Origin of the sequence: Methanothermococcus sp. (assembly GCF_015523155.1) — an archaeon.
Classification (GTDB): domain Archaea; phylum AGJL01; class Methanococci; order Methanococcales; family Methanococcaceae; genus Methanofervidicoccus.
The window spans coordinates 1-19,138 of sequence record NZ_WAKW01000057.1 but is presented as its reverse complement, the minus strand read 5'-3'; the positions used below and the strand labels follow the sequence as shown (position 1 = coordinate 19,138).

The following is a 19,138-nucleotide window of genomic DNA, read 5'->3' as shown; positions in this document are numbered from 1 at the left end:
TAAGATACTATACATCTAATTAATAGGATTAACCGATATATAATTAAGACACGCAAGCAAATTAAATAAATTCCATCTCTTTAATTGCTTCAATAACCTTTTCATCATTTCTTTTTATTGCTATTTCCTTTATCTTTTCCAATATCTTTAAATTTTTACCGCAGAGCTTTTTATATTCTTTACAGTATTCCATAATATCTTTATAGAACATTTCAAGTATATTTTTATTGTATTTTGAGAGCTCATATGTAATAATTCCCTTTACCACATTATCGTCCGAAAATATAAACAGCGGATGTATCCAAATCATTACCATATTTCCTTCCTTTTCAGTAATATTTTTAATAATTTCTAAATCCATAAATACATCCATATACACTACAAAATTATTATTATCGATACATCCTATCTTTTTTAAAACATCCTCAGTTATTGTATTGATTTTCGTGTCAAAATCTGCAAGTTTTTCATCGAGCTCCTCTTCGGTGAGCTCATTCCACATCAATATTCTTTCCTTATGTTCATAATTTATAAATATGGTTGGTTCAACCACCTTATAATCACTATCCACTTCAAAAGAATAACCATCTTTTGATTTTCTCGATGACATGTGTATTATTATAATCTCATCAATCATCTTTTTTAAACTGACTTTTTTAAATTTATATATCCTATTTTGAGCCTCAAAGGATGCAATATTCTCACAATCCATTAAATTCTTTATATATTGCTTTTTTCCTGTTTTATCATCTACGATATAAAAATTCTTAAATTGCACATCGAAATTGCATGCCCTTATCAAGTCTTTTGAATATTCATCTAAATTTTTATAAATGTCATTTAAAATTCTACCAACTAATTCTTTTGAATTCATGTTTTTCACATCTATTCTATTTTTTAAATTAAAATAATATTAAAAATAATATAATACCTATCCGCCTTTTCTCAAATACCATCCCTTGTCGATTATATTTTTTATTATATCTCCACCACCATAGTTTCCAACACCAAGAAGTTCCTTATTTTTATTAAATACTGCAATCTTTCCTCCGCCGTTTATCTCCAAAATCGATGATTTAAATACATCTCTACCGTATAAAAATAAAGTTTCGCCTTTTTTAGTTACAACTACATAATTTTTTATAATATCTTTTGAAATCAACGACATGCCTTCTAAAGATATTGAAAATTTAATTTTATTCTCATTATTGCTACGTTTAATTTCAAAATTTCCAAATAAGATGCCTGCACCATAGATATTTCTATCAAAGTTTTTAAGAGTTTCGAAAACTTCTTTATTTGCATACATTACTTCATAGTTCTCTTTATCTTCCAAAACATATAGGTTCTCAAATTTAAAGTTTTCTATGTTTTTTCCAATGTAGTTGATTAATATATTTTTAACTGATTTAACTTCCTCACTATTTAAAGGTCTATGTTTCATAATTATCACAAACTATTATTCGTTATATTACGCCATATTTTCAATTATTTATTATTAACTCTATGTAATGGAATTTATAAGATAAAAATTTATAAGATAAATATGGTAAGATATACGGCTCAACAAATGATAAAATCAAGAACCGCTTAAATTTTGGTTTGTGGTAAATACCAGTTATCCAATGTTATAGATTTATAACCTATTTTTATACCTGTATTATCGAATTTCATATTTTCTATTGCAGAATAAATTATACAGTCCAAATCTTTATTAAGTTCAGTTGTATCCTCCCCATTATTAAGTTTATTTATAATTTCTAAGGCAATTTTAGCAATTTTATCTTTAATTTCCTTATGAAATAGTGGAATTTCTACATTTTCAACTAATCTTTGTGTAAATGATACCCGACCTCCTCGTCTTCCACCATTTGCTAAATAGTATTTTCTAAAAAATGTGCTGTTCAAGTAACCCAGTAAAAAATATAAATCTTCCTCATTAAATGGTTGAATAAATAGTACATCACCAGAGGGCAACAATCCTTCATTCCCTAAACTAAAACGATTGTAAGGATGACGGTCTAACGTTGGAACATAAATTCTTTTTTTGTTTAAATTTTTCATTAGAAATTTGTAATTTCTTAACGCCTGCCAATTAAACCACTTTTTATTTTTAGGTAGGTATCTATCGCTCATTTTATCTTTATGTTCAACAATTTTTGCATATATATTGGAGTATTTCCTCCGCAGTTCCTCTTCGTTTTTAATACTATCTTCAATAAGTATATATTGAATGCCATTATCTACAATAAACCTTTTGCATGTTTTTCCTTTTACAAATTTCTTTATAAGTTTTTTCTCTTCGTTATTTAAGTTGATTTTTTCATCTAAAACAAATGCTTTATCAAATCCAGAAACCAACCCAACGCCTACTTTTGCAATATTTTTAAGCTTTACAGATGGAAATTTTGGAATATCAATAAAAAAAGAAGACCAAATATCAGAATTAATATAGTGTGGAATTACATTATAATCAAATAATTCATTAGACATTTTGTTTTTTAATACATCCTTTGCTTTTTCATATATTTCTAATTCATTGGTTTTTCGTGTTTTTATATTTAATACCTCAATTTTTTCATTGTTTAAATTAAATTTTCCTTTTTTAAATTTAAAAATCACCGTTTCGGGATTTTCATTGCTAAATAGTGGCACTTCATCTAAATCTATAATTATCTCTATTTTGCCATGTTTAAGTATTTTTTCTCTAACAATTTTTGCGTAAGTATTGTAAAAAAAATGATATGGCACAATATATATTAATTCCCCTCCTTCTTTTAAAAGAGATATTGATTTTAGAATAAACGCATAGTATATGTCCCCTTCACCTGTTTTAGAAATATTTTTAACAGTATTTGCAATTTCAGCTGGAAGGTCATTAAAATGAACATATGGGGGGTTACCAATAATCAAATCAAACTTTTCTTTAAATGGGTAATTTAAAAAATCTCCCAATATTAGCCCATAATCGTTTTTAAACTTTAATAGGACATATTTATACAGTTCTTCATTAATTTCAATTCCAATGCAGTTAGAATATCCCTTTTTGCGGAGCTCCTCTAAGAAAACCCCCCTACCACATCCTGTGTCCAATACATTTCCTTCATCTGGACAGGTTGAGAGCTCTACCATCAACTTGGCTATGTGGTTTGGAGTTTCTACAAAACCAATTTTTTTACTCATGTTCTGTCCCCTTTAATTTTAATATCTGTTCTTTAATGGCGTTTAAAACAATAATCTCTGTTTCTATTGAATTTATGCTTTTTTGGAGGGATTTTAAAATGGAGTTTATTAATTTGATTACAAAGGAATAATAATCCATAGGAGATTCAATAGACGGACGGTATTTTATTTGAAACATTGTATTTCTTGGATTTATATAAAATTCATCATAGATTTCTTCTAATAAGAAAAAATTAAATCCTCTTTTTTTATTATCTACTACAAATACTGCATAAGCTACAATTTCTTTTCCAGAAACTCTCCTATATATTAAATCTCCATCAATTGTAATTTTTGATGTTAATCGTTGTTTATCGATACCTAAGTACAATCTTAAAAGATTATTATATGTAGTTACATCATTTCGTGCAGTGCTATTTAGGTTTCCGTATTTATTGTTTATAAATATTACAAATTCTTTTTTGTTAATTTTTCCATAACATAATAAGTCATAAGGGGTTCTTCCACCTTCAACGCTATAAATTTCATCGTTAGGTTCTGAAAATTTTATTTTTAAATTATCTTCTGCTATTTCGTACTTTTTCAATATATTTAACACTTCATAATCCAAAGTTCTATCTGTTAGTTCTTTATTTTTTAATATTTCATAAACCTTATGGAATATTTCTTCTAATCTTTCAGACAATATTTTAAGTTCTTCGTTTATTTTCATTGTTTCCCTTCATTTATTTGTTTATTTATCAATGTGGATGTTTAATCCACCACCTATATTATTAACTCTCTTTAAGGTTCTCAAAATATAACTATTTACTTTATCATCAATTTTATCTTTTAGAGATCCCAGTTGTTCCATGTTTTTATCACTTATTATTATATCTTCATCAATATAAGGCGTATTTTTAAGCTTCTTTTTTCCTTCCAACACTTCAATATCTGAAAAAGTCCCCAGTAGTTCCCTTCCAGTAGATTTTATTTCTTTTTCAACTGCGATTCCCTCCTTCTTTCCGAATATACTAAATAATGGAAACTTTGTAATGGTATTTGAACCGCTCATTATTAATGGACCTATATTGGTAAGTTTATCAACCCATGTTCCTGTAATTATTTCCATCTTTGGAAAATTGAGCCGAACAGATGAAACCCAATTCATATACTCCAATGTGGTAATAGATGGTTTTCCCTCAAATATTGTTTCTTTTTGCGGATTTAATGAATAAAATGTAATCCTATTTAGGTCGAGCTCTTCAATCAAATTTAAAAGTTTTTCGATATCTTCTTCCTTTTCACCCATGCCCAATATTATAGTAATTCCAGTTTTTAAATTGTAATCCTTGGCTCTTAAAAGCATTTTCTTTGTTTTATCAATTGGTTTTTGTGGGCATAAATAATTGTGGAGCTCCGCATTTACTGTTTCAATTGCCCCAACTACTCCTTCAATTACATCTAAATTCAAATTCTCAAAATCCACTATTCCAACATTTAAATACTGTTTTGATTTTTGAACATAGGAAACCATTTCAAGTATATCATTTAATTCCTCCACTGTATAACCATACCCGCCAGAGATAAACTCCAATTTCCAGCCTATTCTCTTCATCAATATTGCCTCTGCAAGTATGGTTTCAATCCTTCTTCTTGCAGATTTTGGGTCTTTTATTTTCGGCTTTTGGGATGACATATAGCAAAATTTGCAAGGTTCGGTTAAATTACAATACCATCCTAAAAACAGAGCTCTCTTTAAATCGGTGTAGTTTCCATGATACTTTGTTGTTAATTTATATGCTTTAATTGAGTTTTCCAACACTTCTACGGCATCCATTTTAATCTCCTAAATTATTTTGGTTAAAATAGTATTTCTTTATGGTATAAATTAATAACTGATGTAAAATAAAATTAAAATTAAAATAATTAAAAAGAAAGAAATAAAAATAGAAATATAATTAAAAATTATTTCCAATATTCTAATGCCTTTTTAAGTTCTGGAACTTCTTCCGCTTTTTCACTTAGTGGGATGCCCTCAGCGGCTGCCTCAATTGATGCCCTCATTGCCCGAGCTCCTGCAACTGTGCCATCTGGATGTCCGTGAATACCACCACCTGCTTGAATAATTACATCCTTTCCAAAGATATTTACAATTTCTGGAACTAATTTAGGATAAACCCCTCCTGATGATACTGGAAATACATTGTTTAATCCATACCATTTCTGGTCAAAGAACTTATATTTATCATCTTTTTCAACATCCTCCAACACTATTTCATCCCTTATACTGCATACCTCCTCTTTTACCCCTTCCATCTTTCCAACAACTGTCCCAATATGGAGTTGGTCAACACCCAATAATCTGTATATTTTTGCAAGTGCAAGCATTGATATGCCCCATTCTTTGGAACGGGTGATTGCCGCATGCATTGCTCTATGGGCATGAATTACAAAATCAAAACCTTCCTCTCTAATCTGCTGAACTGCTGAAAACCCAAGCACCACAACATCAATCATGGCATACTCACATTTTGCATCCTCTACGAGCTCAGCTCTTCTTACCATTTCCCGATATGGTGCGGTGATATTTGGCATGTATATCTTCTTTTCACCAGTTTCAGACTCTGCCTTATCCCTGTATTCTAATACTTTATACAATCTATCTTCAAATTTATTGAAATCCTGTGAAACAAGGTTTTCATCATCCTTTACTATATCGCAACCACCAACCCATGAGTTATATGCCACTTTTGCATGTTCTTCGGAATTTAACCCAACTTTTGGCTTAACTATTGTTCCAACTAATGGTCTTTCCTTCACATTTAATAGGTTTCTTATGCCCTTTATCCCATATTTTGGTCCAGAATAGCAATCTATAAATTCTTTTGGAAACCTAAAATCCAATATTCTTAATCCTTTTAAGTATTTCATTCCAAAAATGTTCCCTGCTATACCTGCAAGAGTTCCTGGCATGTTGTTTGGCTCAAAATCATCCAATGGATAGGCTATTTTTACCAGTCCAATTTTATTGTTCCCCTCACTTCCAATCTCTTTTATTTCATATACCTTTGGTCTAAGTTTTTCATATACTTCGCTTTTCATTGTTTTTAATTCAGTCCATGTTCCTATGGAGCTCTCACCTGCAATATCATTTGCCGCCTTTTCAAGGTTTTCAGCCTTTACAATCATGCATGAAAGTAGTTCATTATCCTTTGGTTCATAGCCGACTTCTAAATAATCCATATTATCTCCCTTTTTTAGTTTATATCTATTATTATAATATTCATATTTATTATACTTATCCCTCATGATATTTTTATTATATTGGTGAAATATGCGTGATAGGATAATATATGATGATTAATATATGATATACCATACATAATATAAGAATTAATTATTCAATTTTGGAAACGCCTATATATATTTTTCGAAACATTTATATAGTAGTAGTGATTGTTTATATATCATAGATTAACAATTAATAAATCAATAATTTTAAATACATGATTTAAGGAGCTCGGAGGAGTAATTTTGAAAAAAATAAAAATATTGCATAAAACTCCTAAGGGGAAAATAATTGGAAGAACAGACCGCCAACCTCAAATAAATGCTATTGTTTTTTTAAAAACTGAGGGTAGAACGAAGCTTGGGAAGATTTATGATGTTTTTGGACCTGTTAATAAACCGTATGTGGAAATAATACCCTTTAACGATGCAGTTGGCAATAAGGCACTTGAAGTTGGGGAAGCGGTTATTTCAGATGCTAAAAAAGTGCAGAAGAAGCGATATAAAAAACGGTCGAAATAATTATTTTAATTAATTATATCAAATTTATGAGCATTTATCATATTTATTATTATCTAAAAAATTATTATTTATTTTAATATTTTATGCATATTCCATGATGGTGTAATTATGGAAATGAAATTAGTGTCAAAACAAAAAAAGAGCGAAGAAACAAAAAAAGAGGAAAAAAAAATAATGGAAAGACCACCAATTAACGAAGATTCCTCTAAAAATGTTATTATTGAAAAAGAAGAAGAGCTAATTTGCCCAATCTGTGGAAGTAAAAATGTTATTAAAGATTACGAAAGGGCTGAAATCGTCTGTGCAGATTGTGGATGTGTTTTACAGCAGAATTTATTTGATGTAGGTCCTGAATGGAGAGCATTTGACCACGAACAAAGGGTTAAAAGAAGTAGGGTCGGAGCTCCAATGACATATAGTGTAGATTACAATGAACCTATAATAATTAAAGAAAATGAAAATATAAAAATTGTAAAAATTGGGGAATTAATTGATAAATACATCGAAAACTCTAAAAACATTAGAAAATCTGGAATCTTAGAGATTGCCAATATTGAAGATAAAAATTTGGAAGTAATTGCCTTTAACAGCGATTATAAATTTAACTACATGAAGGTATCCGAAGTTTCAAGACATCCAGTAAATGAAGTATATGATATCGTAGTTGAAGGAAATAAGCACATAAAAACCACGGGGAGCCACAGCGTATTTGCACTTAAAGATGGTGAAGTTGTAGAGACTAGAGTAGATGAGCTTAAAGAAGGAGATTATTTAGTTCTTGCAAAAAAGTTGCCAAATATTGAATATAATATTGAATTAAACTTAACAAAATTATTAAAAGGATGTTATGTTCAATTTAACCATCCATGCGATAATAAAAACTGGAAAAAGAATCAATCTGCACCTGTTGAGTATGTGTTAAATTCTAAAATTCCAATTCCTGAACATGCAACCGTTAGATATGGTTCTGGATTAAAAATGCCATCAAAATTAAAAATAGATGAAGAGTTTGCTAAAATATTGGGATACTACATTGCTGAAGGACATTATGACAATAATAGGATTGTATTTTCATTTGGAAAACATGAAGAGAAATACATTAACGAGGTTGTTTCATTCTTTAAAAAATTTGGAATTAAACCTAAATTGTATGACAGAAATAACAATAAATCAGCAGTTCAAATTGAAATTACAAATAAGATATTTGTAGAATTATTTAAGGCACTAAATATTAAATCCGGTGCAAAGGAAAAAAGGGTTCCATCAATAATATACCACCTTCCTGAAAATCTAAAAATAGAATTTTTAAAAGGATACTTTAATGGAGATGGAAATTTATATGTAAATGAAAAATACAGCACAATTCAATTAACGGCTGTTTCTTCATCAAAAGAACTAATAAACGACTTAATGATTCTATTGCTACAATTGGGTATTAATTCAAATTATAACTGTGAAACCATTAAAGGTCATGAGTTAAATGGGCAATATATAAAGGACTCAAAATCATACATATTGAGGATTACAAATCCAGAATATATCGTAAAATTAGGATATCTTAAAGAATACAGTAGAGAAAACAAAAAGCCACCTGTTGAGAATCTAATTCCCGCACCAGTTGAATACAAAAAAGGATGGAAATGTAGGGATAGGAATAGAATAAGTAGGGCTCTTGCATTGGATATTGCCAAAAAATATAATGATAGGAAACTTGAAAAACTTGCTAACTCAGATTTTATATTCTTAAAAATTAAGAAATTAACCAAAACAAAGCCAACAAATGGATATGCCTACGATTTAACAGTTCCAAATGCTGAAAACTTCGTTGCAGGGTATGGAGCATTTGTTCTGCATAATACTATACATGACAAAGGATTATCCACAGTAATCGATTGGAGAAATAAAGATAGCTATGGGAAGGACATATCAGCAGATAGGAGAGCTCAGCTATATAGATTGAGAAAATGGCAGAGAAGAATAAGAGTTTCAGATGCTTCTGAAAGAAACTTAGCATTCGCCCTCTCTGAATTAGATAGAATAGCTTCAAAATTGGGTCTTCCAAGAAATGTTAGGGAAAACGCCGCAGTTCTATATAGGGGTGCCGTAGAAAAAGGATTAATCAGGGGTAGAAGTATTGAGGGGGTAGCTGCCGCAGCTCTCTATGCCGCATGTAGAAGATGTAAAGTTCCAAGAACTCTTGACGAAATTGCAGAAATATCCAGAGTAGATAGAAAAGAAATCGGAAGAACATACAGATTTATTTCAAGAGAATTAAAAATAAGACTTGCTCCAACAAATCCAATAGATTATGTGCCAAGATTTGCATCAGAACTTAAATTACCTGGGGAGGTAGAATCAAAAGCAATTGCAATACTTCAAAAAGCCAATGAAAAAGGCTTAACAAGTGGTAGGGGACCAACTGGGGTTGCAGCTGCTGCAATATATATTGCAAGTGTTCTGCATGGCACTAGAAGAACCCAGAGAGAAGTTGCAGATGTTGCAGGCGTTACAGAGGTAACCATTAGAAACAGATATAAGGAATTAACAGAACATTTGGACATTGATGTAACCCTATAAAATTACACTCGGTGATATTATGGGTCTTTTTGATAAAATTAAAAATAAAGAAATAAAACCATCTCCAGAACTTAAAAAAAAACGGGATTAACCAAAGAAATAAAAACTGAATCTAAACCTATCCAAAATATTTCCACTTCAAAAACTAAAACAGAAACATTTTTATCTAAATCATCCAATAATCGAATTATTGTGCCTAAGAATGTTTTTGATAATTACTCTTTAAAAATTGACGATGTTATATTTAATATAATTATAGAAAATAGGGAAGGAAGAGTATATTATACTATTCCAGAGGTCTATCAAATAATGGATACCTTTTCCAAGATTCCTAATAAATATATTTCAGAAATAAAATCTGATATAACGGAGGGAGGATTTCAAAGAATAGAAGATATACAAAGATATTTAATAAATTATTCTGATAAAAATGATTTAAATTTAAAATCTCTCGAAATACAAAATTTAGCCAAATATTTCTATTTAACCATAGGTAAATTAGGATTTTTGGAAGTTCCATTAAAAGATACTAATTTAGAAGAAATCATGGTAAATGGTGTTAATCAACCTATTTTTGTATTTCATAGAAAATATCAAATGTGCAAAACAAATATCACATTAAATAATAGTGAATTAACAAGAATTATAGAAAATATTGCCATGCTTGCTGGAAGAACGATAGACTCTAGGACGCCAATGTTAGATGCCTTTTTACCAGATGGTAGTAGGGTTAATGCCACAACACAGGATGTTACATTGAATGGCAGCACACTAACCATTCGTAAGTTTTCAGCTGATCCTTTGACTATTATCGATTTAATTAAATATAAAACTTTTGACCTTGAACTTGCAGCATTTTTATGGCAGGCTGTTGAAGGATACTTCGGAGCAAAACCTGCAAATACGCTGATTGTGGGAGGAACTGGTTCAGGAAAAACCACAACTCTTAATGTTATTTCAATGTTTTCCATGTATTCCGATAGAATTATAACAATAGAAGATACACCAGAACTGCAAATTCCCCATGATCATGTAATAAAAATGATTACGAGACCTCCAAAACCTGGAATTCCAAACTATGAAATCACAATGGATGATTTAATCAAAAATGCATTAAGGATGAGACCAGATAGAATATTTGTAGGAGAGGTTAGAGGTAGTGAAGCTCATTCTCTTTTGGTTGCTATGAATACGGGTCATGATGGTGCATTAGTAAAAGATGAACCCATATATTTATCCAGTGGAATTAATATAATTATTGGAGAATTTGTGGATGAATTTTTCAAAAAATATAATTCAACAAAAGTAAAAGAAAATAATGGATTTGAATGGATAGATATATCGAATGAAAATATATTCATTAAAAGTTTCAATAAAAACACATTAAAAATTGAAGATAAATTAGTATCACGAGTTTGGAGAAAAAAATATTCTGGAAACTTAATAAAAATAAAAACTAAAAGTGGTAAAGAAATAACACTTACTCACGATCATCCAATGTATATTATAAAAAATGACAAGATATTTGAAATTAATTCTGAAATGGTAAAGGTTAATGATTACATTGCAATTCCAAAAGTATCAAAAATTAATAAGAATAACACATATGATACAAACAATGTATTAAATAATATATTTAAATCCAAAAATTCCATAGATACCATACCAAATGTTAAAATTAATACCCTCAATAAATTAAAAACTAAAAGTTTAATTAATAATAGCTATATAAGAAATATTCCAAGAATAAAATTAAATATAATAAAAATATTAAATACTAATTCAGATGTATATTGGGATAAAGTTGTAAGTGTTGAAGAAATTAAATACAGTGGATATATTTATGATTTAACAGTTGAAGATAACCATACATACATTGCAGGTAAATATGGTGGATTCATCATTTCAAACTGTTCTGGAACACTTCACGCAAATAGTGCAGATGAGGCAATAACTAGATTAATAAATCCTCCAATGAATGTTCCAAAGGTTATGTTATCATCTCTTGATTTTATTATAAACCAACAACGGATTAAAAGAAATAGAATGACAGTGAGAAGAATATTGGGAATTACTGAAATTACAGGTTCTGGGGAGGATATCTCAAAAACTGGACTTTTTAAGTATGATGGTATCACCGACGAAATTAAAAAAGAAGGTATATGTATGTGGGAAGAAGAGGTTTGCAATATTGCGGGTATATCAAGAGACGAGCTCATAGAAGATAGGTTAAGTAGAATAGAAGTACTTAAATATGCCATCAAAAACAATATACGGAATGTAAATGATGTGAGTAATTTAATTAGGCAATATCAGGAAAATCCAGAACATATGCTAAAAAATATAATATTATAACTTCTGGTGGTTTTATGAAAAAATTAACCTACAAATCATTGAGGGGGATATATAAACAATTAAGATTAAAACAAATATTGATATTCAGGAAAATATATAAGAGATATCAAAATATTTACAACAAATTAAGAACTTTTATTGATAAATTATTATATATGGACTTAAATATTGTAAAAAAAAGACGGAGAATACATAAAAAAAGAATATCACTAACACATGTGAAAAAACTATTAGATGTGTATAAAGAGCAGGACATTGGCCTTATGGAATTCTACGATACATATGTTGAAAAAAGACCAGAGGTTAAGATAAAATTAGACGTTGATTTAGATGAACTAATTGAAAAAAGTTATTTTAACATGCTTAATGAATATTCTAAGAATATCTCATATATAGTGACCCATACCAAATATTTACCTTCAAAGATAGATTTTCAGTATGCCGGTATTAAAAACATTAGATCGTATTTTCTAAAAGTAATGCTTGCATCCATTGGTATTGGGATATTATATTTTCTAAATAATGTATATGATGGAGATATATTGTCTGGAATTATTGATGGGTTATTTGCAAGTATTGTTTTATTCGTTGCAGGGATATTTTATCCAAAAATAAAGTTATTATTGTTCCGTGGGGAAATAAAAATTCAGATAATGATATCAATATTGCATATGATTTCTTCATTAAATTCAGGTATGTCATTACAGGAAGCCATGAAAAATATTTCAGAAAATCCTGAATACGGCATACCATCATTTGAATTTAAAAATATAATTTATGATATCAACAGGGGAGGCTATAACTTTAAAGAAGCACTTGAAAGAGCTAGAATAAGAACTAAAATACCGTTAATGAAAAAATTATATAGCCAACTTATAATCTCCGCAAATAAAGGTGGAGCCCAGTTACTATTAAAAAATTTATATAATGAAGTTATTAGAGAATCATTGTCCAAAATAGACTCATCAAAATTCCAAATATCAAATTTAGGAAACCTTGTATTTGGGGTTGGAATGATACTCCCATTTTCAGGTATGTTAATATCCTCACTTCAGGGGAATCTTGGATTTAATGGGATAATCAATACAACTGACTTAGTACTAACAAAAATAGCACCAATGGCTACTGCTATATTTGCAGTATTCATTAAAATGAAAATAGAGTGAAATTATGGTGAATATTTATGATATATACAATTATACGATAAGACGCAATATCTTAATATTAAAACAGGCTGGTATTAATATAAATGAAAAATCTTATTTTATGATGATATTGCTTTCACTCATACTACCAATTATGCTAAAATATATTATGAATTTAGATTTGAAAAGCATAATTATATTGATGGTATTATATCTACTTTCAGTACTATCAATTCCATCCATCCTATACGAAAATAAAATAGAAAAATTAGAAAATAATTTACCAAAAGCCCTTTATGTAATGGTATTATCATTAGAATCTGGTCGTTCAGTAATAGATGCCATTAATGAAGTTATTAATAGTGGTATTAAAGGAATAGATATTGTTTTTTTAAAAATTATTGCTTTAATGACTGAAAAAAAACTAAGTTTTGAAGATTCTGTAATATTGGTCTCAAATAATATCGATTCAAAAATATTTCGGCAGGTTGGAAGATTGATCATAGAAAATAGAAAACATGGTGGGGAATTGGCAGAGGTTCTTATGACCCTTGCAAAAACACTTGAAGACCTACAAACATTAAAAGCCCAATTATTAAGTGTTACAGCAAATGGGCTTGCAGTTGGATTGATAATAATATGTGGTGTTATTCCCGCAACTGCTGGTATAATTGGAGGATATATAAATGCAATATCAGCACTTACACCAAATATTGTAGCTGTCACTCCAGAACAACTTGCAAAATGTATGGAGAATATTCAAATTGGAACTGGAATTTTTGGTTTATTATTTGCTATCCCCATATTTGGTTTAAAAATAAACAGAATGATAGTTACGTGTGCTTTCTGTATGACCTTTGGCTTAGTGGCATTTTATGGAACATTATATATGACAAAAATGTTATTTTAAATTAACAAATTATTTATTTCATTGTTTAACTTTAAAATACGAATTACAGCAGGGGGTAATGATTGAATCCCATTGGATATATTGTTGAGGTTTTTATCAATCCTTTTTTTAAATTTATTTACCACAAAATCTATATCTACTCTATTTACTCCACTAATTAGATTATCACAATGTGCTACAAGTTTTTCTTCCAAAGTCAGCGGGATATAATCCCTTGGTGGAAGACCCAATTCAACTGCTTCATTTTTTGGAATTCCTGCACCAATGTGTCTTTCAGCAATTAAAGCAAGTTTTTCATTAAAATTATATTTCCTCAATATTTTTCCGCCCTCTATACCATGCTCTATACCATGGGTTTTGCATCTCCCAATATCATGCAAAAGAGCCCCTATAACTGCCAATTCAAGATTGATATTATGACCTTTATTTTTTATTTTTGAACCGAACTCATATGTATATACCGATACCGCCAAACAATGCATAACTACATTTTTTTCACATAGTTTCGACAAAAGAGCATAAGATTTTTTGAATTCTGGACTGTTAAATATGAGAATATCAGATAAAAACACTTTTTCATTCTTATCGGCAAATTCCTTTGATGAAAAATTAAATACATATTTAACATCGTCTGGGAGCTCATTTAATATATTTAAATAGGTACTATTCATAAAATCACCAATAAAATATTATGACTAAAATAAAATATAAATCATAAATCGTATATATTATAAATTATAAGTTGTAAATATTTAAATTAAAAATTTAATTAAACAGTTGCCTTTATTTCTTTTCTTTGATTTCCAGTTCCTTCAGATGTAAAAAATAATGGATTTAATCTTAATTCATCTTCTAAGAATTTTATCTGCTCTTTGAGCATCTTTATATCATTTTTATTATTGTATTCTTTAAGAGCTCTCCCACACTGCGGACACCTAAATCCATAATCCATTGCCTCTTCAAAGGTATATTTAAATTCGCAACCTGGGCAGTAAAAAAACATATTATTTTCTTCAATAATTAACTGCTCTTTAAGTTCTTTTAATATATGCTGAGTCTTCTTCTTAACGAGAGCAGGTAATTTTTCAAGGGCAGGTTTCCATGTATATGTGTACCAATTTGTTTCTTCGTCCTTTTCCCTGTCGTAATCCACAAGTCTTGCATCATATAATTTGTATAATAATTTCCTAACAGTATTTAGTTTTAAATTTAACTGTCTTGAAATTTCATCGTCGGTAACTTCCTCTAAATCTATAAGCACAGCTAAAACTTCGAATCCACTCACATCCTCGTCCAATACCTCAAGTAGAACCTGCTGAACCAATGGATTATCAAGCATATCATATATCTCTTCTTTGTTTAATTTCATAATTAATCACCATCTTTGAAATACTATCAACTGCCTTGTTTATTTCATCATCATTTTTCCCAATCACTGTGGCTAATGGTTCATTTTTTTCTATTATTGCATCATACATTGGGATGTCAAAAATATTTTGTTGTTTTTCAATGCGGCATATAAGTTTTTGTTTTGCAAACAATATCCTTTTTATATATTGAGTTTTTGGTTTTAAGTCATCACATGATGAAAATCTTTTTTCTGAATTTTCAATCATATATTTTACAAGATTTTTGTTTGACGACAATTCTATTGTTTCAAATGTTCCTAATATCCGGGGATTTATTTCAATGATAATAGGAGCTTCTCCTTTAATCATAAAATCAATACCATTCATCCCAGCTAAATCAAATGATTCTATAACTTCTCGAAATGAATCTACAATACATTGGACTCCTTTGTTGTTTGTTTTTAGATTTGGGACATAAGGAGTTATGTTTCCAATATACATGTTATTTTTAATAATTTGTTTATTAAATGTAATAAAATTTGAACCTACAAATGATGCACTGAAACTATCTGATGTTATCATTTCTTGAACAATTACAGGATACTCCAAATTTTTTAGCAAATTATACAATTTATCCGTGAAAGTATTTAAAGTTATAGAATAAACATTTATTCCTCCACTTCCACAAATGGGTTTTACAACAATAGACTTTAAATCATACAAATATTTTTCAAGTTGGCTATAATTGTAAGCAATATATGTTGTAGGGACGCTACAACCTAAATTTTCTAATTTTTTTGTAATGTAATATTTATTACTCATCCTTTTAATCTTTTTTGGTGGATTCCCAACAACATTCCAATCTGGTGTTTTTGAATGTGTGCTTTCAAATATGCCCGAACATATGAATATACAATCAACATCATCCACATAATACTCGGCAAGAGATAATAATTCTTTCTCATTATAATTTTCCCTAAAACACCCATGGTATTTATCATTTATAAGATATTCTTTTTTATCGGCGTTTAAATCTGCTGGGTTATAATATGAAATGGAATAAACCTCATATCCCAATTTTTTAGCCGAATTTGCCACAGGACGCGTATTAACTCCAACAACAAGCACTTTCATAGAACCACTTAAAATTAAAGAGATTTAAAAATAAAACTAGGTAGAGATAGAAATATAATAATACAGTAATAGAAACGAAATATAAAAAATATAATACATATTATATAAAATAACTTAATATTATTTACCATTTAGTTCCAATTCAGCCCTCAACTCACCCATTTTAGAATACCTCTCTGCAAAAGCATCATGTCTATGAATACTTTCTTTATTAACCTGTCTAACTAGGACCTCGGTGTCATCTGGAAGATAGTTAAATTCATCTACAACCCGCTTAATCATCTCCCTTGCACAATCTTCAACAAATTTTGGGTTATTATGTGCTGTTTCTACAACATAACCCTCATCAACTCTTTTTAATAACTCATATACCTCTCCACTCATGGATTTTTTAATGATAGTTATAATTTTACCTATGCTGATGTCATAGCCATCAGGTACTTCAATCATTATAGTCCCAATGCCCCTTTGATTATGGGTTGCAATAACAACTGAATCCAATATTTTGACGATGTCCTCATCTGAAAACCCTTTTTCTTTTAAATTATTAATCGCCTTTTCTTTTAAAAGATTCTGAGCACATGGGCATGCTGTGATTCCAACAACCTCTGCACCAACCATTTTTTTGATAACAATATTGCCTTCTGAATCCTTTACTCCATATGCCCTTCCAATAATTTTACAAATTTCTTGGGATTTTTTTTCAGTTATTGGGGATTTTTCTTCCATCATGTAATCGCTGTGCATCAAAACTTCTGCTCTGCTGGCATACTCATGCCTCTCAAAAAGTTTTTTTACAATATCAACCGAGAGCTCCTCTATACCATAGGTTTCTTTATTTACAAGATTTTCTATTACCTCTTCAATTACCTCAGGACTTCTTGACATGTGTATTCCCTTTTGGGAGCTCGGCAAATCAACAAATACTTCAAAAGTTGGAAGTAAAATTATAGGTCTTTTAGCTTCCCTCGTTATTTTAACCAGTTTTTTTAGATTGGTTACTCCAACCCTTGTGAGTGAAACTTTTATATCAGGTTCTGTTGCTTGAATATCACAAAACATAGACTCACCATTTGATTAATTAAAGAATAATGATAAATTATTATTTAACATTAATGTCTTTTAAAGATTTTTAATATAGTTAATATATTAATCATCTTCATCGTCGTTATTTATTAAAACCTCATTCAATTCCTTGGATAAAGTATAATACACATTATTTCCAGAGCGTTCTTTATAAATGTATCCCATCTCATATATGTCAGATAAATGAGTCCCAACTGTTCCAGGGGAATTATTTAAAACTTTTGCAAGTTCAGTTACTGTTGATTTTCCTCCAAAACTTGCTAATGCTTTAACTATTTTTGATTGAGCGGGTGTTAAATGATTCAAAATTTGATGGCCCACGCTTATACCCAATTTTTTCATAGCCATTTTAACAATATCTTCATCTATATCAGTTAATCCCTTCTTCAAACCTATGGAGATTGCCTCCGAACAAGTCATAATTATTTTCCGTGGAATACCATCACATTCTTCAACAATCACATCCACTGCATTTTCGGTGAATGGTTCATAACCTTTTGCCTTTGGAATTTGAGCATCTTTTAATCTTCTTAATATTAAATCATAGGATTCTTCTTTTGAGAGAGGAGGCATATTTATTATTTTAGGTAATCTATCTCTCATTGCAGGAGATACCTTAGTTAAATTTTCCATGAGTGTTGGAGAACCTGCAAAAAATGCTAAAATACCATCTTCATACAAAAATGAGTGGAAAAACTGCAAAAGTCTCAAACAGCCTTTTCTAGCAAATTGGTCTGCTTCGTCAATTAATATTATGCACAATTTACTATCCTCTTTTACATTATTAAGCAAATAATCCAAATCCCTTTCTATTTTTTCCCTTGGATAATGAACGGGAGTTTTATCGGAATATGAATCCAATCTTCGATATATATCTATTATCTTTTGAGAGTGTTCTAAATAATCTGTTGATAATGTGCCATCCATAGTAAAGATATTATCCCTTATAATACCATACATTAACTGTATTAAAAACTGTCTCGGCGTAATCTGGGATGCCTCCAATTCCACAGTCCAATGGTTCTGCCTTTTTGCTGCATAATATATAACATTCAAAAGGGAGCTCTTACCAATCCCTTTTGTTCCCACTATGGCAGCATTGGCAACACTACCATACTGAGCAGCACCCAATATATCGGCAATTTCCATTAATTCTGTGGTTCTACCTACAAAAAACTTGGTATTGCCCCTTATTGGTTTCTCAGAAAAAGGATTGGTCTTTAATTTCAACCTATTCATTGATTTTTTTGTTATTGATGAAGCATTTTGTATAAATTCAATAGGGTCCAACATAATATCACCAATATTAAAGCATATCATCCTACTGTGAAACCTGTTTTTATACTTTTCGGATATTTCTAATATTTTGAACCATTATTTATTCGAAAACCTCGAAACTTCGAAAATACCTGTTATCATGTAAATTTATTAATGTATATATTTATTTATAGAATCATATAACTTCAATCATAATTTGAATAACATGTGAATAAAATAACTAAAGAAAATTAAAATGTGAATATAATAATAAAATTAAAAAACCTTTGAAATACATTCTCAAAAATGCTATAAAAATAACTTTAATAAAAATTTAAAAAGTATATAAA

At 29.5% G+C, this 19,138-nt stretch carries 15 protein-coding genes and 3 pseudogenes; 7 read left to right on the top strand and 11 right to left on the bottom strand.

The genetic code is table 11. From position 1 onward, the window contains the following. Positions 1 to 61 precede the first annotated feature (61 nt). The 6 genes from F7B34_RS05820 to rbcL form a co-directional block, all read right to left on the bottom strand. Entirely contained in the window at positions 62 to 874 is an 813-nt protein-coding gene (locus tag F7B34_RS05820) for a hypothetical protein (protein WP_292460893.1), read from the bottom strand. A 57-nt stretch (positions 875 to 931) separates the two neighbouring features. Then, positions 932 to 1,444: a PUA domain-containing protein gene (locus F7B34_RS05815; RefSeq protein WP_292460892.1), complete on the bottom strand. Its 513-nt coding sequence runs from the start codon at positions 1,442 to 1,444 to the stop codon at positions 932 to 934. 146 nt (positions 1,445 to 1,590) lie between these two features. After that, the gene (locus F7B34_RS05810; RefSeq protein ID WP_292460891.1) at positions 1,591 to 3,183 is read right to left on the bottom strand and encodes a class I SAM-dependent DNA methyltransferase; all 1,593 of its coding nucleotides are present in this window, start codon (positions 3,181 to 3,183) and stop codon (positions 1,591 to 1,593) included. Next, positions 3,176 to 3,895: a hypothetical protein gene (locus tag F7B34_RS05805; RefSeq protein WP_292460890.1), complete on the bottom strand. Its 720-nt coding sequence runs from the start codon at positions 3,893 to 3,895 to the stop codon at positions 3,176 to 3,178. Before F7B34_RS05805 ends, F7B34_RS05810 begins: the two co-directional genes overlap by 8 nt. A 21-nt stretch (positions 3,896 to 3,916) precedes the next feature. Beyond that, a complete protein-coding gene (locus F7B34_RS05800; protein WP_292460889.1) occupies positions 3,917 to 5,002 on the bottom strand; it encodes a radical SAM protein in 1,086 nt (361 codons plus the stop codon). 128 nt (positions 5,003 to 5,130) lie between these two features. Next, positions 5,131 to 6,474 carry a type III ribulose-bisphosphate carboxylase gene (gene rbcL / locus F7B34_RS05795; RefSeq protein WP_292460888.1) on the bottom strand — a complete coding sequence of 448 codons (1,344 nt, stop codon included), beginning with the start codon at positions 6,472 to 6,474 and terminating at the stop codon, positions 5,131 to 5,133. A 225-nt stretch (positions 6,475 to 6,699) separates the two neighbouring features. On the opposite strand from rbcL, the gene F7B34_RS05790 reads away from it, so the two are divergent. The 7 genes and pseudogenes from F7B34_RS05790 (at position 6,700) to F7B34_RS05760 (ending at position 13,962) form a co-directional block, all read left to right on the top strand. After that, entirely contained in the window at positions 6,700 to 6,975 is a 276-nt protein-coding gene (locus F7B34_RS05790) for a Gar1/Naf1 family protein (RefSeq protein WP_292460887.1), read from the top strand. A gap of 114 nt (positions 6,976 to 7,089) precedes the next feature. Continuing rightward, positions 7,090 to 7,398 (top strand): annotated as a pseudogene (locus F7B34_RS05785) (TFIIB-type zinc ribbon-containing protein); the annotation flags it as partial. Continuing rightward, a pseudogene (locus tag F7B34_RS05780) lies at positions 7,384 to 8,826 on the top strand (LAGLIDADG family homing endonuclease); the annotation flags it as partial. The pseudogenes F7B34_RS05785 and F7B34_RS05780, both read left to right, overlap by 15 nt. A 6-nt stretch (positions 8,827 to 8,832) precedes the next feature. Continuing rightward, positions 8,833 to 9,552 (top strand): annotated as a pseudogene (locus F7B34_RS05775) (transcription initiation factor IIB); the annotation flags it as partial. Positions 9,553 to 9,744: 192 nt separating this feature from the next. Continuing rightward, positions 9,745 to 11,907 (top strand): ATPase, T2SS/T4P/T4SS family, encoded by a 2,163-nt coding sequence (locus F7B34_RS05770; protein ID WP_292460886.1) that lies wholly within the window; start codon positions 9,745 to 9,747, stop codon positions 11,905 to 11,907. A 14-nt stretch (positions 11,908 to 11,921) separates the two neighbouring features. Further along, on the top strand, positions 11,922 to 13,073 hold the full coding sequence (locus tag F7B34_RS05765) for a type II secretion system F family protein (protein ID WP_292460885.1): 1,152 nt from the start codon (positions 11,922 to 11,924) through the stop codon (positions 13,071 to 13,073). 4 nt (positions 13,074 to 13,077) lie between these two features. Beyond that, positions 13,078 to 13,962 (top strand): type II secretion system F family protein, encoded by an 885-nt coding sequence (locus F7B34_RS05760; RefSeq protein WP_292460884.1) that lies wholly within the window; start codon positions 13,078 to 13,080, stop codon positions 13,960 to 13,962. Here the strand turns inward: F7B34_RS05760 and F7B34_RS05755 are convergent. From F7B34_RS05755 to F7B34_RS05735, 5 genes are all read right to left on the bottom strand, one after another. After that, positions 13,959 to 14,444, bottom strand: a complete 486-nt coding sequence (locus F7B34_RS05755; RefSeq protein ID WP_394355317.1) for a TIGR00295 family protein — start codon at positions 14,442 to 14,444, stop codon at positions 13,959 to 13,961. The two genes, F7B34_RS05760 and F7B34_RS05755, sit on opposite strands and share 4 nt — an antisense overlap. A 287-nt stretch (positions 14,445 to 14,731) precedes the next feature. After that, complete coding sequence (gene tfe, locus F7B34_RS05750; RefSeq protein ID WP_292460883.1) at positions 14,732 to 15,331, bottom strand: transcription factor E; 600 nt, start codon at positions 15,329 to 15,331, stop codon at positions 14,732 to 14,734. Beyond that, positions 15,303 to 16,445 carry an ATP-grasp domain-containing protein gene (locus tag F7B34_RS05745; protein ID WP_292460882.1) on the bottom strand — a complete coding sequence of 381 codons (1,143 nt, stop codon included), beginning with the start codon at positions 16,443 to 16,445 and terminating at the stop codon, positions 15,303 to 15,305. Before F7B34_RS05745 ends, tfe begins: the two co-directional genes overlap by 29 nt. Before the next feature lie 120 nt (positions 16,446 to 16,565). Further along, positions 16,566 to 17,507 carry a GTP cyclohydrolase MptA gene (gene mptA / locus F7B34_RS05740; RefSeq protein WP_292460881.1) on the bottom strand — a complete coding sequence of 314 codons (942 nt, stop codon included), beginning with the start codon at positions 17,505 to 17,507 and terminating at the stop codon, positions 16,566 to 16,568. Positions 17,508 to 17,594: 87 nt separating this feature from the next. Further along, positions 17,595 to 18,824, bottom strand: a complete 1,230-nt coding sequence (locus F7B34_RS05735) for an AAA family ATPase (protein ID WP_292460880.1) — start codon at positions 18,822 to 18,824, stop codon at positions 17,595 to 17,597. Between the last annotated feature and the right edge of the window lie 314 nt (positions 18,825 to 19,138).

Excerpts from the sequence above, each read along its gene's own strand:
- F7B34_RS05765 (WP_292460885.1), top strand. The coding sequence starts at position 11,922 with ATGAAAAAATTAACCTACAAATCATTGAGGGGGATATATAAACAATTA.
- F7B34_RS05755 (WP_394355317.1), bottom strand. The coding sequence starts at position 14,444 with ATGCATTGTTTGGCGGTATCGGTATATACATATGAGTTCGGTTCAAAA.
- F7B34_RS05810 (WP_292460891.1), bottom strand. The coding sequence starts at position 3,183 with ATGAGTAAAAAAATTGGTTTTGTAGAAACTCCAAACCACATAGCCAAG.
- F7B34_RS05735 (WP_292460880.1), bottom strand. The coding sequence starts at position 18,824 with ATGTTGGACCCTATTGAATTTATACAAAATGCTTCATCAATAACAAAA.
- rbcL (WP_292460888.1), bottom strand. The coding sequence starts at position 6,474 with ATGAGGGATAAGTATAATAAATATGAATATTATAATAATAGATATAAA.
- F7B34_RS05760 (WP_292460884.1), top strand. The coding sequence starts at position 13,078 with ATGGTGAATATTTATGATATATACAATTATACGATAAGACGCAATATC.
- F7B34_RS05805 (WP_292460890.1), bottom strand. The coding sequence starts at position 3,895 with ATGAAAATAAACGAAGAACTTAAAATATTGTCTGAAAGATTAGAAGAA.
- mptA (WP_292460881.1), bottom strand. The coding sequence starts at position 17,507 with ATGTTTTGTGATATTCAAGCAACAGAACCTGATATAAAAGTTTCACTC.
- F7B34_RS05820 (WP_292460893.1), bottom strand. The coding sequence starts at position 874 with ATGAATTCAAAAGAATTAGTTGGTAGAATTTTAAATGACATTTATAAA.
- F7B34_RS05815 (WP_292460892.1), bottom strand. The coding sequence starts at position 1,444 with ATGAAACATAGACCTTTAAATAGTGAGGAAGTTAAATCAGTTAAAAAT.
- F7B34_RS05800 (WP_292460889.1), bottom strand. The coding sequence starts at position 5,002 with ATGGATGCCGTAGAAGTGTTGGAAAACTCAATTAAAGCATATAAATTA.
- tfe (WP_292460883.1), bottom strand. The coding sequence starts at position 15,331 with ATGAAATTAAACAAAGAAGAGATATATGATATGCTTGATAATCCATTG.
- F7B34_RS05745 (WP_292460882.1), bottom strand. The coding sequence starts at position 16,445 with ATGAAAGTGCTTGTTGTTGGAGTTAATACGCGTCCTGTGGCAAATTCG.